Here is a 15,623-nt window from a genome sequence, read left to right as displayed (position 1 = left end):
TAACTTTATATAGATTTTCTCATCTCTCGACGATCAGTTATAGCATCTTTCAACATGCTAGAAGTTATTTTGTCATGCCCGTATATTAGCGTTTCCTTCACTGCCTCATCTGCCACCCTAACAATTTCAGCATTACTAAGGCCCTCGCAAAGGTCGGGGAGCTTCGACCACTGGAAACCTTTCGAGACATGACCAGCTAATCTTGCCTTAAACAACCTTACTATTTCATCTTTGCTAGGCATTGCATACCTGATTACATCATCGAAACGCCGAAAAAGTGCGCTATCAAGAACCTCGATGTGATTTGTCGCGCATACAATTAGGCTATTGGAGTGGTCTTCTTCGATCATTTGAAGAAAGCTATTCAATATTCTTCGGGCTTCCCCAACGTCATTCCCGCCTTGGCGCTGCGAACCGAGAGCATCAAACTCATCAAAAAAATATACGCCTCGCACATTTGATATTGCATCAAACACCTGGCGAAGTTTTGCCGATGATTCACCCATAAATTTTGTTATAAGTGAGTCAAGCCTAACCTGAAATAGCGGGTAATCCAGTTCACCGGCAAGCGCAGACGCCGTATAGGTCTTCCCCGTTCCGGGCGGACCAACGAGAAGCACTCTTCTTCTTGGGTGCAGTCCATGATCCTTTAGTCGGCTCATAAACCTTTGCTCTCGAACAATCCGATCCAGTTGATACCTCACTTTATCCGAAACGACCAGGTCAGAAAGCCTGTTTTTAGGGTGAGAAGCAACTAAAAGGCCTGATTCATCTGAAATACTTTTAGCTATAGAAACCGACGCCTTTCGAAAAGAATTTTTTTTCGCTCTTTGAACAATATCCCTGAGCTCCTGAGCCAATTTCCCATGGCCGCTACGAGCTTCATGCGCAGCAACTTGCAGTGCTATGGACACAAAGCGTTCGTCATCATTCTCGAGATGCGACTTAACCAATGCTTTTAAGTGCTCTGAACTGGCCATAACGGTACACGCTCTGTATTTAGTGCTCGTTTTGCTGAATTAGATGCTGGAATGATAGTGAAGATCTAGGGAGTTGTCCCATTAAATGGGTCCGAATTTGCTGAGCATTGGTGCAAGGTGTCTACATAATGTCTACATCGAAAAGCTCAAGACGGTAACTGGAATCGTCGACGCCCGTAATACATTGATTTTATTGGTGCCCGGAGCCGGAATCGAACCGGCACAGCCTTACGGCCGAGAGATTTTAAGTCTCTTGTGTCTACCTATTCCACCATCCGGGCATTCGGAGGGGCTTGTAAGCAGCTTTTGACGGGCAGGATTGTATAAGGCCCTGCCCGGTAACGCAATTGGGATTGCGGAAGTGGTATTTTTAGGCTGGCTGCGAAGGCTTCCGCGCCCTGCCCTTGTAGATATAACCAGCGAATTTCGGGGCCTTGGGCACGTATAGGTTTTCCAGTTCGGTGATCTCAACCCCCCCTTCCCGAATCAGGTCCGCGATCGGTCGGTTGAGGTGGCAACCGCCGGCGATTTTCTTCCAGCCTGGGGTGATGCGGTGTTGCCATTTGCACACGCCCTGGTCCGGCGATTCTCCGTGTTCCAGGAACAGCAGTTCGCCGTCGGGCTTGAGTACCCGCATCATTTGATCCAGCGCGGCTCGCCAGTCGGGTATGGTGCACAGGGTGAAAGTAAGCAGTACCGTGTCGACGCTGTTGTCTGGTAGCGGAATTTGCTCGCCTGGTAGGTCTAGCCACTCCACCGCAACGCTGGATCTGGCCAGATTTGCCCGTGCCTTTCGGCGCATGCCTTCGGACGGCTCCAGGCCGTAGACGAGGCTAACGGTATCCGGATTGTAGAACTCCAGATTAATGCCCGAGCCCATACCCACTTCCAGCACGGTGCCGTGTGCCTGTGGCACCACCTGGCTGCGCAGTTTCATCACCTGCCCTACTGAACAGGAGTAATCGATCAGGTGCGGCAGTATTCGCTCGTCGTAGAAACCCATGGAGCCTTCCTATACTTGTTTTAAATCAAGGGGTGCGACATTCTGTCCCTTGGTTTTCCCTGTGCTACGGGTAGCATGGCTACTATCTGCCGGTAAAACAACACTACAATCCAGCCAAGGCAGCGGCCAAGCGGGCGCCAAGCTCGTTTATTCTGTTCACTGTAGTGTCCGGAGGTTCCGCATGGAACTTGATCCCGTCCTTCTGTCGCGAATCCAGTTTGCGTTCGTGGTGTCCTTCCACGCTATCTTTCCGGTGTTTACCATCGGGCTTGCGTCCTACATTGCAGTGCTCGAGGGCCTGGCGTTTAAAACCAACAATCCTTCCTGGGTGAAACTCTCTGCCTTCTGGACCAAAGTGTTCGCGGTGGTGTTTGGCATGGGCGTGGTGTCGGGCATTGTGATGTCCTTCCAGTTCGGCACCAACTGGAGCAACTTTGCCCAGGCGTCCGCCAACTTCCTGGGGCCGATGCTGAGTTATGAAGTGGTTACCGCCTTTTTCCTCGAAGCAGCGTTCCTGGGTGTGCTGCTGTTCGGGCGCGACAAGGTGCCTGCCGGAGTTCACCTGTTTGCGGCAGTGATGGTGGCTACTGGCACCTTTATTTCGTCGTTCTGGATCCTGTCAGCCAATAGTTGGATGCATACCCCCGCCGGCACGGAATTCCGGGATGGGGTGTTCTTTGTCACCTCCTGGAGCGAGGCGATATTCAATCCGTCCTTCCCCTACCGCTTTGCCCACATGGTAGTGGCGTCGTTCCTGACTGGCTCTTTCGTGGTGGCAGGTGTCAGTGCCTGGTACCTGCTCCGCAAGCGCGAAGTGAAGGCCAACCGGCGCGCGCTGTCCATGAGCCTGTGGCTGATTCTGGTTCTTGCCCCCACCCAGGCGGTTATCGGGGATTTCCATGGCCTGAACACACTGGAACACCAGCCCATGAAGGTGGCCGCCATGGAAGGCAACTGGGAAACCTCACGCAATGTGCCGCTGCTGTTGTTCGCGATTCCCGATCAGGAAAACCAGACCAACCGGTACGAGGTAGCCATTCCCAGCCTGGCCAGTCTGATCCTCACCCATGAGTGGGACGGCGAAGTGCCCGGGCTGAACGAAGTCGCGGTGGACGAGCAGCCGCCGGTCGCGATTGTGTTCTGGTCATTCCGGGTGATGGTTGGCCTGGGCATGCTGATGATCCTCTTTGGTCTGGCCGGCCTGGTATTGCGGGTCGGTGGCCGATACTGGCGAACCCCATGGTTCCTGCAAGGGTTGCGCTTTATGAGCCTAACACCCTTTGTGGCGGTACTGGCCGGCTGGTTTGTGACGGAAATTGGCCGCGCACCGTGGCTGGTGTATGGGCTGATGAACCAGAGCGAGTCGGTCACGCCGTCATTGACCGGCGGTATGGCGCTGTTCTCACTGATTGGCTACATCGTGGTCTATGCTTTGGTGTTCAGTTCTGGCGTCTATTACCTGATGCGGGTGCTGTATGTGGGCATGGAAGACAACGACGCAGAGGAAGGCTATGAAGCAGAACGGCCGAAACGCCCCTTCTCGGCCACCCATGTGCCATTCGAGATTGATGACAACGGTCATGACAAGCCACTGAACCCGGGAGGTCACTGATTATGGAACTGTTTGATCTGGCCCTGATCTGGGCGTTCATTATCGGCTTTGGCATTATCATGTACGTGCTAATGGACGGGTTTGACCTGGGTATTGGCATTCTCTTCCCCTTCGCACCGAAAGAAGAAGACCGGGACACCATGATGAATACGGTAGCACCGGTCTGGGACGGCAACGAAACCTGGCTGGTGCTTGGCGGGGCTGGTCTGTTGGCGGCGTTTCCGCTGGTCTACTCCACCATTCTGCCGGCACTGTACATCGGTGTGTTCCTGCTGCTGGCCGGTCTGATCTTTCGCGGGGTGGCGTTTGAGTTCCGCTTCAAGGCCAAAACCTCGCGCTACCTATGGAACTGGGCCTTCGCCGGTGGCTCCACGGTGGCCTCGTTTGCGCAAGGCGCCGTTGTAGGCGCTTATATCCAGGGCTTTGAGATTACCAACCGGGTCTATACCGGCGGTGCGCTGGATTGGCTGACCCCCTTCACGGTGCTGACCGGTTTCGGCCTGATGGCCGGCTACGCGTTGCTGGGCTCCACCTGGCTGATTATGAAAACCGAGGGCCGCCTGCAGGACTGGGCGTATCGGATCACCATTCCGCTGCTGATCGGTGTGTTGGTCGTGTTCGCGATGATCAGCGTCTGGACGCCGTTTGTGGATGAAGCGGTGAAAAACCGCTGGTTCTCCAACCTGAGCATTATCTGGATATTGCCCGTGCTCGCCCTGCTCTGTGCCTTTCAGATCTTCCGGTCAGTTCGGAACCGGTTTGAAGGCATGCCGTTTGTCGCCACGGTCGGGCTGTTCATCTTTACCTACCTGGGCTTGATCGTCAGCCGCTGGCCCTATGTGGTACCGCCGGAATACACGCTCTGGGATGCCTCTTCGGCGTACGGTTCCCAGTTGTTCCTGCTGCTGGGACTGTTGTTCGTGATTCCCATTGTGCTGGTCTACACCGCCTGGACCTACTGGGTGTTCCGGGGCAAGGTACGGGCTGGCGAGGGATACCACTAGGTGGCTGAACAAGCCGAGTCAAAACGTTGGCTGGGGGCACTTGCCGCCCACAGCCGGCGGCTGATCCTGGCGACGGTATCGGCTGGCGTTGTGGTGGCCCTCGCGACCATCGCGCAAATGGCGTTCCTGGCGGGCATTGTTCACCAGGGTATTGTGGATGAGGTACCGGTGGCCGAGCTGTCGCTGCTGTTCACCGGTACTATTGTCGCCATATTGATCCGCGGTGTGGCTCAGGGGTTACAGGCCCGCTACGCAGCCCGCTGCAGCCGTGAGGTGCGTAGCGAGGTTCGCCATAGTATCAACCGGTGTTGGCAGGCCAGCGGGCCGGTTTCGATGAGCCAGACCTCCGCCGGCACCCTGGCGCGGGAATGGCTTGACCACACGGATGCCTTGCATGGGTATTTCGCCCGTTTCCTGCCCCAGATGATGCTCGCGGTGGTGGTACCGCTGATGATCCTGGTGGTGGTGTTTTCACTGGACTGGCTCGCGGGGATCTTCCTCCTGCTGTCCGCCCCATTGATACCATTGTTCATGGCACTGGTCGGGATGGGCGCCGAAAAGCTCAACCAGCAGCATTTCCAGACCATCGGCCGTTTGTCCGGCCAGTTTCTGGATAAGGTTCGGGGGCTGACCACTTTGCAGTTGTTTGGCCAAACCGCTCCCGCTGCGGAAACCCTGCGCAAGCGCTCGGATGAATACCGCCGCATCACCATGAAAACCCTCAAGATCGCGTTCCTGTCTTCGGCGGTACTGGAGTTCTTTTCCTCCGTGGCCATTGCCGTCGTGGCCATTTACATCGGCTTCGGGTTGCTGGGGTACATCACCTTTGGGCCGTCCAGCGACCTGACACTGTTTTCCGGGCTGTTGATCCTGCTGCTCGCCCCGGAGTTCTTCCAGCCATTGCGATTATTGTCCCAGCATTATCATGATCGCGCTGCGGCGATGGGTGCCAGTTCTGAAATCGTCGATCGGTTGCAGAGTGTTGATAAACCACAACCGCAGGCAGAGCCCCGTCACCAGCCGGAATCTCCCGATATCGTGGCCATTCGTGATGTTGCTCTTGCCTACGATGCCGCCGCCAGGCCGGTTCTGGACGGCGTGTCTCTGGTGATCAACAAAGGCGATGTCATCGCCCTCACCGGGCCTTCTGGTGGCGGTAAAACCTCGCTCTTGCATCTGCTGGCCGGTTTTATGCGACCAGACCGGGGGCGTATTTCAGTGTTTGGAGACCGTGCCGGCGACGAGGCGTTTGGCTGGCTGGGGCAGTCCCCCTTCCTGGTGCATGGTACCTGGGCCGACAACCTGCGCCTGACCACACCGGACGCGACTGACATTGCCATAGAAACGGCCTTGCATCATGTTGGCCTGGAAAGCCTGATAAAAGGCCGGGAACGCGGAATCTACAGTGCTATCACCGAAGAGGGCCAGGGGCTCTCTGGCGGGCAGGCACGCCGCTTGAGCCTGGCACGGGTGTTTGTGTCCAGTTACGACCTGATACTGCTGGATGAGCCCACGGCGGGGCTGGACAGCGACAGCGAAATATACGTGCTGGAAGCACTGCACAAGCTGGCGTTGGCCGGTAAGACCCTGGTTTTCGCCACTCACCACCAGGCACTGCTGACACTGGCCAACCGTACCCTGCTGGTGACGGAAGGAGGCGTTGCGGATGCGTGAGCTTGGCCCCTGGCTGGCATTGATTTTCCGTCGCCCCGGTCGCCTGGTAACCGGCGGCCTTCTCATACTGGCCACTCTGCTTGCAGGTATGGGGCTTCTGGCGTTGTCGGGCTGGTTTATTACCGCCACGGCGCTCACCGGGATTCTGCTTGCAGCCGGTGTGCAAGCGTCCATCAACCTGTATGTACCTGGCGGTGGCATTCGCTTCTTTGCCGTGGCGCGAACGGTGGCGCGGTATGCCGAGCGGGTCTACAACCACGATACCGTACTGCGCCTGCTAACGGATATCCGAGTGGCCCTGTTCGAGCGTTTATCCACCGCCGGCCGGGACCGGAGAACCCGTTTACGCGGCCCGCAATGGCTATCCCGCCTGACCAATGATGTGGATGCCCTGGACACGCTGTATCTGCGCCTGATCGCACCTACGGCCCTTGCTGCTCTGGTAACGGCGATACTGCTGATCTCCGCGTGGTTGATGTATCGCGGGGAATTGGCCGTGGGCCTGGCACTGGTTCTGGTACCGGCATTTTTGGTGGCAACGCTGCTGGTTTACCTGCGCACCCGGCATCTGGTCTACCAGCAGACGGCGGCCCGCGAGCGGGTAAGAACGGACGTCATCGAGCACATTGAAGGCTTCGGGGAGCTCACCGCCGCAGGACGCATTGGCAAACATGCCGCCCTGTGCCTGCGCCAGGCGGGACAGATCACCCGCAACGAAGCCCGCTCCGACACACGCACCGGCTGGAACCTGGGGCTATCCCAGGTCATGGTAAACCTGTCGGTGGTGCTCGCGCTGTGGATGGGGCTGGAGCTGTTCCAGGCGGGGACGGTTACCGGCCCGATGGTTGTGCTGCTGCCAATCGCCCTCCTCGGTTTACAGGAGATCTATTCAATGCTGCCGGATGCATTCGCACGCCTGGGGGGCACGCTTGCTTCTGCTGCGGCACTAAACCGGGACTGCGCTCCAGAACCCTCCCAAGGTGCGCACGAACAACAGCCACATCGCAGTGACTGTGCCCTGGAACTCGAGCGTGTGACGATCCGTTTCAGCGACCATGCGCCGGTGCTCAGTCATTTCGATATGGCGGTCGCTAAGGGCGAATGGGTGGGAATCATTGGCCACTCCGGTGCGGGAAAATCCTCACTGGCGGATATCATCGCAGGCCTTGAGACGCCGGCAGTCGGGCATGTTCACGCGTTACCGCTGGCCTATCTGACACAGAAAACCGTACTGTTCGATGACACCCTGAAAGCGAACCTGCTGATCGGCCGCCCAGACGCCACGGATGCCGACCTCTGGCGGGTTTTGGAGCTGGTGGCGATGGCAGACCGGTTTGTCCACGAACCGGCGCAGCTGAACACCTGGCTGGGCTCCATGGGTAGCCAGTTATCTGGCGGTGAAGCCCGGCGTATTGCACTGGCACGGGTTCTGTTGAACAAAGCGCCGCTATTGATTCTGGACGAACCGTTCACTGGAGTGGACGCCGAAACCCGGAACAACATTGCGATGGGTATGAGGCAGTGGTTGGCAGGAAAAACGGTGGTGTCACTGGGGCACGCGCCGGAGGCCTTACCCGCCTCCGACCGTACCATCCGGCTGGCCTAGCGGCCTCAGCTGGTTTCCAGTACTTCGAAGGTCAGGCCAGCCTTGCTGGTCAGGCGCTCATAGAGCTTGCCATCGAGAAGCGACGATGGTGTCCAGAAGCCACCCTGTTTTTCGGCCGGTACATCAAACGCCAGGCTCATACCTGCCTCGCCCAGCATCTTGCCGGTTGAACCGTAACCGGGGTCGCGGTCACCCGTGACCTTGGTCTTGATGATCTTGCCGTCGGTCGTCTTGCCCACAAAGCGCAGATCGTAAAAGCCATTTTTCTGGGCTTCCGGGCTTGGGCCCTCGCCCGGCTTGGGCACGAACTTTTCCACCACCCAACGAGTTGGCTTGAACGCAGACGCGGTGAAGAAACCTCCAAGCGCGCCGGTAATTCCGTAAGCCGCGAGACGACCTTTCACACCACGACCAGTCATCATGGCCTCATCGTAGGTGAATTCCTTGCCATAACGAGCGTTCTGCAAGGCGTTGGAGCGATGGACTATCCGGGTGTTGATGGCCCCCATGACGAACGGTGCCAGCCAGACACCGAAGTCGTTATCGAACTCTGCGCCTTTCTGGCTCGGTTGCCGGGTTTTGGAACGGTGTTCCGGCGGGCAGATCGAGAACGGATTAGCCAGTTCCTTGCGCAGTTTCGGGTCGGCGGCCGCTTCCTTGGCGATGTTCATCATGCTGGCCACGGTGCCGCCGGAGAACTCGCCCTTGGCAATTTTGACCCGCATCCGCACATCCTGGCACGGAGCACCGAGGGTTTCCGCGGCTTTTTCCTGCAGGAACCAGACACCCATGTCTGACGGGATCGAGTCAAAGCCACAACAATGGACGATGCGGGCCCCGGAGGCCTTGGCTTTGTCCTCGTAGGTGTCCACCATCTTGCGGATCCACTGCACTTCACCGGTGAGGTCGCAATAATCCGTACCGGTTTCGGCGCAAATCTTGACCAGCGGTTCGCCATACAGAGCATAGGGACCAACGGTTGAGATCACCACGCGTGTCTGGTCACACATGGCTTTCAGGGCGCTTTCATCGGCGGCGTCTGCCACAATGACGGGCAGCTCAGACGCCGACGGGCCCAGGCCCTGTTTGAGGGTGGCCAGCTTGCTTTCTGAGCGTCCGGCGATGGCCCAGCGAACGTCTTTGCCGATACCATAGGATTCCAACAGGTAACCGGTAAGGATCTGCCCCACGAAGCTGGTGGCACCGAATACCACGATGTCGTAGGTGGTGTCAGTCTTTGTGCTCATTCGTTGTCCTTAATCCATTTGGATCAATTATGAATTGGTGGCGGTCGACCGCGACGCTTTTGCACCCATCAATACCAGGAACAGCGCTACACCCAGGCCCCAGAAGCCGTTCAGTATCAGCCCGCCAACCCAGGTCTGGGCGGTGACAGCGATGCCCTTCAGCGGGAAGACCACCAGCATGGCGACGGCTGTCGGCCCGATGGCGCCTACTATTACATTGCCCAACCAGAACTTAAAGCCGCCAAAGCGGCCAAGGATCGCCCAGAGCACGATTCCCCAAAGCCCGCCAAAGAAAGCCAGCGAGAAAACAGCGGGAATACCCAGCGGCGGAACCGCAGCCATGTTAAAGGGTGCGGATGGCACCATTCCCACGAAATAAAACACGGCAAACAGCCCCTGATGAAAGATCAGGGTGGCAAGAAGGCCACTGACAAATGCTTTTAACCAGATCATGTCACTATCCTTTCGTTTATTTCCCTGGAGGTTGCAACAAAACGTCGCATCGGCCAATCGAATCATCGTACCGATACTGCACACTCTGTCAGACTCAATAAACCCGAATCCCGGAGGTTAACCCATTGAACACCCTGCTTCTGGTACTGAGCCTCATACTTGCCACTCTCAGCGCCTGGCTGTTCTGGCAGGTACGTCTCCAGCAAAGATCCATTGGCAAGGCGATGGCTGAGAGCTATGGCCCTGATAATACACGGGAACCGGAGCTGATACTTACGCTGCGAGTAAAAGATCCGATTGCCCTGGCAAAACGCGAATCGAAGTCAGCCCGCATGTTGGCAGACCGTCTTCCGGTGATGGTGAAACGGCTGGTGTATCAGGAAGTCATGAAAGAGCTCGAACTGGAACTGGCCGAACGGGAAATCGACGTGGAAATGAAGCTCGAATACCGATAGGAGGCGCCATGGACATCGTATCACTGCTCAGTTTAAGCGCCATTGTGACCTCAACGGGGCTTATGGCGGTTGCGTTCCGACAACACAGCCGCAACACCCGAACTCTCCGTATCCTTCACTCCCAACGGATTTCGGCCAACAGCCATATCCAGAAAACCCGTATGGACCTGATGGAAACCCGAAACCGGGCCCGCTTGCTGGAGGAAACCGTCAAGAATGGCACCAGCGCGGTAGAGAAGGTTCACAAGGCCATTACCACCACAACGTTCAGCCTGATCGACCGCTTTTCAAGCAATGAGGAGTTCCGCGAAAACGCCCGTCGGGCGCGGGAAACCCACGACCAGACCAGTGACCAGATCTATCGCTCGGTGCACACCACCAACAAGGCGTTGCATATACTGGCGGACACCCTGTTTTTCGGTAAGAAGGAAAAACAGCTGACGGCACGAAAAAAGCCGAAAGACGAGCAATAAAAAAGGCACCCTAGGGTGCCTTTTTTAGTAGAGTCAGAAAGTTATAGGACTTTCTTCAACTCTTCTTCAAGCTGCGGAACCGCTTCAAACAGATCCGCGACCAGGCCGTAATCCGCCACCTGGAAGATCGGCGCTTCTTCGTCCTTGTTGATCGCAACGATCACCTTGGAGTCAGACATACCGGCCAGGTGCTGGATGGCGCCGGAGATACCAACCGCGATGTACAGCTGCGGTGCAACGATCTTACCGGTCTGGCCGACCTGCATGTCGTTGGGCACGAAGCCTGCGTCAACAGCCGCACGGGACGCACCAACAGCGGCGCCCATCAGATCGGCAACCTGCTCCAGCATCTTGAAGTTGTCGCCGTTCTGCATGCCACGGCCACCGGAAACCACGATACCCGCGCTTCCCAGGTCCGGACGGTCAGACTTGGCCAGCTCTTCGCCGACAAAGGTGGACAGGCCAGCGTCTTTAACCACGTCCAGCTGCTCAACGGCGGCGGAGCCACCTTCACCAGCCACCGGATCAAAGGCGGTCGGGCGTACGGTGATAACCTTGATGCTGTCAGCGGATTTCACCGTGGCAATGGCGTTACCAGCGTAAATCGGGCGAACGAAGGTGTCTTCGGACTCCACACGCATGATGTCAGATACCTGGGCAACGTCCAGCAGCGCAGCAACGCGCGGCATGAAGTCTTTACCCGTGGTGCCGGCAGCGGCCAGGATATGGCTGTAGCCCTTGCCCACTTCGGCAACCAGCTCACCCAGGTTCTCGCCCAGGAAATGACCGTATGCAGCGTTGTCGGCAACCAGTACCTTGTTAACGCCTTCGGCCTTCGCAGCCGCTTCGCCTACAGCGCCGCAGTTCTCACCGGCAACCAGCACGTCGATGTCGCCGCCAATAGCCTTGGCAGCTGCGACTACGTTCAGGGTAGCCTGCTTCAGGCTGCTGTTGTCATGTTCAGCAATTACAAGGATGCTCATTTAGATCACCTTCGCTTCGTTCTTCAGTTTGTCGACCAGCTCAGCTACGTCAGCGACCTTCACACCCGCCTGACGGGAAGCCGGGGCCTCAACCTTCAGGGTGGACAGACGCGGAGCAAGCTCAACACCCAGATCGGCCGGGCTCATGGCATCCAGCGGCTTTTTCTTGGCCTTCATGATGTTCGGCAGGGACGCGTAGCGCGGCTCGTTCAAGCGAAGATCGGTAGTCACAACCGCCGGCAGGTTCAGGGCCACGGTCATCAGGCCGCCGTCGACTTCGCGGGTCACGTTGACCTTCTCGCCTTCGACAACCACTTCAGACGCGAATGTGCCCTGACCCATACCGGTCAGCGCGGCCAGCATCTGGCCTGTCTGGTTGTTGTCGGAATCGATGGACTGTTTGCCGAGAATGACGAGCTTGGGCTCTTCCTTCTCAACCACACTCTTGAGCAGCTTGGCCGCTTCGAGAGACTGAACCTCTTCGTCAGTTTCGATGTGGATACCCCGGTCAGCACCCAGTGCCAGAGCGGTACGAATTTGCTCCTGGCAGGCCTTCGGGCCGATGGATACCACCACGATTTCACTGGCAACGCCCTTCTCCTTCAAACGAACCGCTTCTTCAACAGCGATTTCGCAGAATGGGTTCATTGCCATCTTGACGTTGGCGAGATCAACGCCGGTGTTGTCCGGCTTGACGCGCACCTTCACGTTGTAGTCGATTACTCGTTTTACAGCGACCAGAACCTTCATAGATTCCTCGTTCTTCTACGATGAGTTTACAATTGAGAACAGCACATATCTTGCAGGACCTGCTGTCTGTCAGGGCGTCATAATACTGCAGGCAAAGACTACCGGGGTCAATAGTCCCTCAAGACGTTGCATCGCCGTATGAATGGCCAATGAACACCGGTTGACTCCACCTGAGCGTGAGACGATACTAGAAAACGATTCAAAACACACGTTTTGGCCCAGCGCCACCAAACAATGCCAAAGGTAGACCCAAATTTCAAACAAACGTTTGTTTGATTATTCAATTGCGGTATCCTTTTGCTTTATAAGACAGGTGCTTTCGCTTTGAGGGAGTCGTCTATACGAGCTTTTACCGGTATGATGATGCCCCTAAGAATTTGCCTGTTGGCATCACTATAAAACAGATGAGGAGACCAACGTGGAACGCGAATCGATGGAATTTGATGTTCTGATCGTCGGCGGTGGGCCGGCTGGCCTCTCGGCAGCCTGTCGTATCATGCAAATGGCCCAGGAAGCCGAGCAGGAACTGACCGTCTGCGTCGTTGAGAAAGGGTCCGAGATCGGCGCCCACATCATGGCAGGTACGGTATTTGAGCCCACAGCCCTCAACGAGCTGTTCCCGGACTGGAAAGAGAAAGGCGCACCGCTGAACACGCCGGTCACCCGTGATGACATTTTCCTGCTGAAGAACCAGGAAGGCGCCACCAAGATTCCCAATGCCTTTGTGCCCAAGAACATGCACAACCACGGCAACTATATCATCAGCCTGGGCAACCTGTGCCGCTGGCTGGCCGAGCAGGCTGAAGGCCTGGGCGTTGAGGTGTACCCTGGTTTTGCCGCTTCCGAAACCATCGTTGAAGATGGCCAGGTCAAAGGCATCATCACCGGCGACATGGGTGTGGCCCGTGACGGTTCCGAAAAAGACGGCTACATGCCGGGCATGGAACTGCGCGCCAAGTACACCCTGTTTACCGAAGGCTGCCGTGGTCACCTCGGCAAACGCCTGATCAACGATTTCAAACTCGACGAAGGCAAAGATCCTCAGCACTACGGCATCGGTATCAAGGAGCTGTGGGACATCGACCCGGCCAAGCATGAGCCAGGCCTGGTCATCCACACGACTGGCTGGCCGCTGAACGAATCCGGCTCAACGGGTGGCTCCTTCCTTTATCACCTTGAGAACGGTCAGGTTTATGTAGGCTTGATCTCTGACCTGTCTTACAACAACCCGCACATGAGCCCGTTCGACGAGTTCCAGCGCCTGAAGCTGCATCCGGAGATCAAGAAACACCTGGAAGGCGGCAAGCGAGTGGCCTATGGCGCCCGTGCCATTACCAAGGGTGGCTTCAACTCCCTGCCGAAGATGAGCTTCCCGGGCGGCCTGTTGCTGGGCTGTGACGCCGGTACCCTGAACAGCTCCAAGATCAAAGGTTCCCACACTGCCATGAAGTCCGGCCTGCTGGGCGCAGAGGCTGTATTCGAGGCGTTGAAGGACGGCAAGAGCGGTGAGGAAATCACCAGTTTCGAAGAGCGATTCAAGGACAGTTGGCTCTATAAAGAGCTGTATGCCGAGCGCAACTTTAGCCCGGGCATGCACAAGTTCGGTAACTTCGTGGGCGGCGCGATTGCCTACTTCGAGCAGAACATTCTTCGGAGCAGTCTGCCGTTTACGTTCCACGACACGACTCCGGACTATGCCACGCTGAAATCAGCGGATCAGGCGAAAAAGATCGATTATCCGAGGCCGGATAACAAGCTGACCTTCGACAAGCTGTCCTCGGTGTTCATTTCCAACACCAACCACGAGGAAGACCAGCCGGTTCACCTGAAGCTGTCCAATCCGGACATCCCCATCCAGGAGAACCTGCCGAAGTACAATGAGCCCGCGCAGCGCTACTGCCCTGCCGGCGTGTACGAAGTGGTTGAGGCGGATGACGGCAGTGGCAAGAAGTTCCAGATCAACGCGCAAAACTGCGTTCACTGCAAAACCTGCGACATCAAGGATCCGGCCCAGAACATTACCTGGGTGACGCCGGAAGGTGGTGGTGGTCCGAACTATCCGAACATGTAAATAATTCCGGATAGCCAAAAAAAACGGCCCCAGTTGGGGCCGTTTTTTTATGAACAACTATAACGAAATCAGTGAGCGTGACCGTGCTCTTGCTCTTCGTCAGTTGCTTCGCGTGCTTCAACCACTTCCACGTCGAAGTGCAGGGTCTCACCTGCCAGCGGATGGTTGGCATCGATGGTGACGGTTTCGTCGCCTACTTCCACGACACGAACGACCTGGGGGCCACCCGGAGTCTGTGCCTGGAACTGCATGCCCGGCTCGATGGTGTCGACACCTTCAAACGCAGAACGCGGGACCGGCTGGACCAGCTCTTCGTTGACTTCGCCGTAACCTTCACCCGGCTCAACAGATACTTTCACCTGATCGCCAGCGTTCTTTTCGTTCAGCGCATTTTCCAGTCCGCCGATAATGTTCTGAGCACCTTCCACATACGACAGAGGCTCGCGACCTTCTACACGGGAGGAGTCCAGCTCTTCTCCCTGGTCGTTGGTGAGCGTGTAGTGGATGGTGACAACACGAGGTTGGGCCATGTGATCTCCTTGCGTGTCGCAATGACTGTTTGATGTAAATTTGGGCAATCGAAAGTGATCTTGAACAGCCAGACTGCACAGAGGGACTTACGACCACCGGGCCTCGTTAGAGAGCCAGGCTCGGTAACAAGTTCGAAAAGACAGTTTAACAAGTGTCAGACTGCGTTTTCTACCGTGAGTTAGTTGGGACGACGACTGGTAATTCAACCGTTATCGGCAATTTTATAGAAATTTCCGCTACTCCAGACACCTATAACGGTATCTTCTCCAGAACTTTCTTCAGTCACCCGGTCGGCCAGGTCGTAATAAGCAGCCGTTACCAGCCTTGCTTCGACGCCGTGGCGTAAACCGATGACCGGGCGTGGCTCGTTGGTTCCTTCGTAAGCACTAACACGCAAAGGATGCTCGTCCCCGATTACCAGTGTCTCGCCGGTGTTGGTTGTCACGGACAAAATCTGTTCCTTTCCACTACCAGAGACTTCCAGGGAATGAGCGAGAATGGCCGTATCTTCGACAGTGATCCGCCACTTTTCAACCGGCGTCACCAGATAATGGTACCCGTCACTTTCCTGTCGCAGAATCGTCGAGAACAGCTTAACAATGGCGTCCCGGCCTATGGGCTTACCCTGGTACACCCACTGCCCGTCACGGGCGATTACAATATCAATGTCTCCGGACAGGTCCGGATTCCATGTCTCGAGCGGTGGCAGGCCTTTTCCGGGAGCCTGTGCACTTTCCACTTGTTGCGCAATTGTCTCAGGCTGCTGGCTCATAAAGGTTAT

15 protein-coding genes and 1 tRNA gene are annotated in these 15,623 nt (G+C 56.6%); 7 read left to right on the top strand and 9 right to left on the bottom strand.

The features are described from left to right. Positions 1-5: 5 nt before the first annotated feature. The 3 genes from R1T46_RS13585 to R1T46_RS13575 form a co-directional block, all read right to left on the bottom strand. Entirely contained in the window at positions 6-980 is a 975-nt protein-coding gene (locus R1T46_RS13585) for an ATP-binding protein (protein WP_317305805.1), read from the bottom strand. A 194-nt stretch (positions 981-1,174) separates the two neighbouring features. Then, positions 1,175-1,261: transfer RNA gene (locus R1T46_RS13580), tRNA-Leu, on the bottom strand. Positions 1,262-1,350: 89 nt separating this feature from the next. Further along, positions 1,351-1,983 carry a class I SAM-dependent methyltransferase gene (locus R1T46_RS13575; RefSeq protein WP_317305803.1) on the bottom strand — a complete coding sequence of 211 codons (633 nt, stop codon included), beginning with the start codon at positions 1,981-1,983 and terminating at the stop codon, positions 1,351-1,353. A gap of 181 nt (positions 1,984-2,164) precedes the next feature. On the opposite strand from R1T46_RS13575, the gene R1T46_RS13570 reads away from it, so the two are divergent. Genes R1T46_RS13570 through cydC form a run of 4 tightly spaced genes read left to right on the top strand, consistent with a single transcriptional unit; the run spans position 2,165 to position 7,879 of the window. Continuing rightward, complete coding sequence (locus R1T46_RS13570; protein ID WP_317305801.1) at positions 2,165-3,595, top strand: cytochrome ubiquinol oxidase subunit I; 1,431 nt, start codon at positions 2,165-2,167, stop codon at positions 3,593-3,595. 2 nt (positions 3,596-3,597) lie between these two features. Continuing rightward, a complete protein-coding gene (cydB, locus tag R1T46_RS13565; RefSeq protein WP_151982247.1) occupies positions 3,598-4,599 on the top strand; it encodes a cytochrome d ubiquinol oxidase subunit II in 1,002 nt (333 codons plus the stop codon). Then, positions 4,600-6,273 carry a thiol reductant ABC exporter subunit CydD gene (cydD, locus tag R1T46_RS13560; RefSeq protein ID WP_317305800.1) on the top strand — a complete coding sequence of 558 codons (1,674 nt, stop codon included), beginning with the start codon at positions 4,600-4,602 and terminating at the stop codon, positions 6,271-6,273. Beyond that, complete coding sequence (gene cydC, locus R1T46_RS13555) at positions 6,266-7,879, top strand: thiol reductant ABC exporter subunit CydC (RefSeq protein WP_317305799.1); 1,614 nt, start codon at positions 6,266-6,268, stop codon at positions 7,877-7,879. Before cydD ends, cydC begins: the two co-directional genes overlap by 8 nt. A 5-nt stretch (positions 7,880-7,884) precedes the next feature. Here the strand turns inward: cydC and R1T46_RS13550 are convergent, their stop codons facing one another. Next, on the bottom strand, positions 7,885-9,126 hold the full coding sequence (locus R1T46_RS13550; protein WP_317305798.1) for a saccharopine dehydrogenase family protein: 1,242 nt from the start codon (positions 9,124-9,126) through the stop codon (positions 7,885-7,887). A 27-nt stretch (positions 9,127-9,153) separates the two neighbouring features. Next, complete coding sequence (locus R1T46_RS13545) at positions 9,154-9,579, bottom strand: hypothetical protein (RefSeq protein ID WP_041333373.1); 426 nt, start codon at positions 9,577-9,579, stop codon at positions 9,154-9,156. 125 nt (positions 9,580-9,704) lie between these two features. Between R1T46_RS13545 and R1T46_RS13540 the strand changes: the two genes are divergently transcribed. Together R1T46_RS13540 and R1T46_RS13535 are read left to right on the top strand one after the other, a co-directional pair. After that, complete coding sequence (locus tag R1T46_RS13540) at positions 9,705-10,034, top strand: hypothetical protein (RefSeq protein WP_036207383.1); 330 nt, start codon at positions 9,705-9,707, stop codon at positions 10,032-10,034. 8 nt (positions 10,035-10,042) lie between these two features. After that, positions 10,043-10,507, top strand: coding sequence for a hypothetical protein (locus R1T46_RS13535; RefSeq protein ID WP_036207386.1), 465 nt, complete (start codon positions 10,043-10,045; stop codon positions 10,505-10,507). A gap of 41 nt (positions 10,508-10,548) precedes the next feature. On the opposite strand, the gene R1T46_RS13530 is transcribed toward R1T46_RS13535, so the two are convergent. Both R1T46_RS13530 and R1T46_RS13525 read right to left on the bottom strand, forming a co-directional pair. After that, positions 10,549-11,490 carry an electron transfer flavoprotein subunit alpha/FixB family protein gene (locus R1T46_RS13530; RefSeq protein ID WP_036207389.1) on the bottom strand — a complete coding sequence of 314 codons (942 nt, stop codon included), beginning with the start codon at positions 11,488-11,490 and terminating at the stop codon, positions 10,549-10,551. Beyond that, positions 11,491-12,240: an electron transfer flavoprotein subunit beta/FixA family protein gene (locus R1T46_RS13525; RefSeq protein ID WP_036207392.1), complete on the bottom strand. Its 750-nt coding sequence runs from the start codon at positions 12,238-12,240 to the stop codon at positions 11,491-11,493. A 418-nt stretch (positions 12,241-12,658) separates the two neighbouring features. Here R1T46_RS13525 and R1T46_RS13520 point away from each other — a divergent pair, with 418 nt between their 5' ends. Then, a complete protein-coding gene (locus R1T46_RS13520) occupies positions 12,659-14,311 on the top strand; it encodes an electron transfer flavoprotein-ubiquinone oxidoreductase (RefSeq protein WP_317305796.1) in 1,653 nt (550 codons plus the stop codon). A 68-nt stretch (positions 14,312-14,379) separates the two neighbouring features. Here the strand turns inward: R1T46_RS13520 and R1T46_RS13515 are convergent, their stop codons facing one another. After that, the gene (locus R1T46_RS13515) at positions 14,380-14,841 is read right to left on the bottom strand and encodes a peptidylprolyl isomerase (RefSeq protein ID WP_317305795.1); all 462 of its coding nucleotides are present in this window, start codon (positions 14,839-14,841) and stop codon (positions 14,380-14,382) included. Positions 14,842-15,044: 203 nt separating this feature from the next. After that, entirely contained in the window at positions 15,045-15,614 is a 570-nt protein-coding gene (locus tag R1T46_RS13510) for a DUF1285 domain-containing protein (protein ID WP_317305794.1), read from the bottom strand. Positions 15,615-15,623: the final 9 nt, after the last annotated feature.

The organism is Marinobacter salarius (assembly GCF_032922745.1).
Lineage (GTDB): Bacteria > Pseudomonadota > Gammaproteobacteria > Pseudomonadales > Oleiphilaceae > Marinobacter.
Note: the sequence above shows the minus strand (reverse complement) of the source record. Positions and strands in the feature narration are given on the sequence as shown.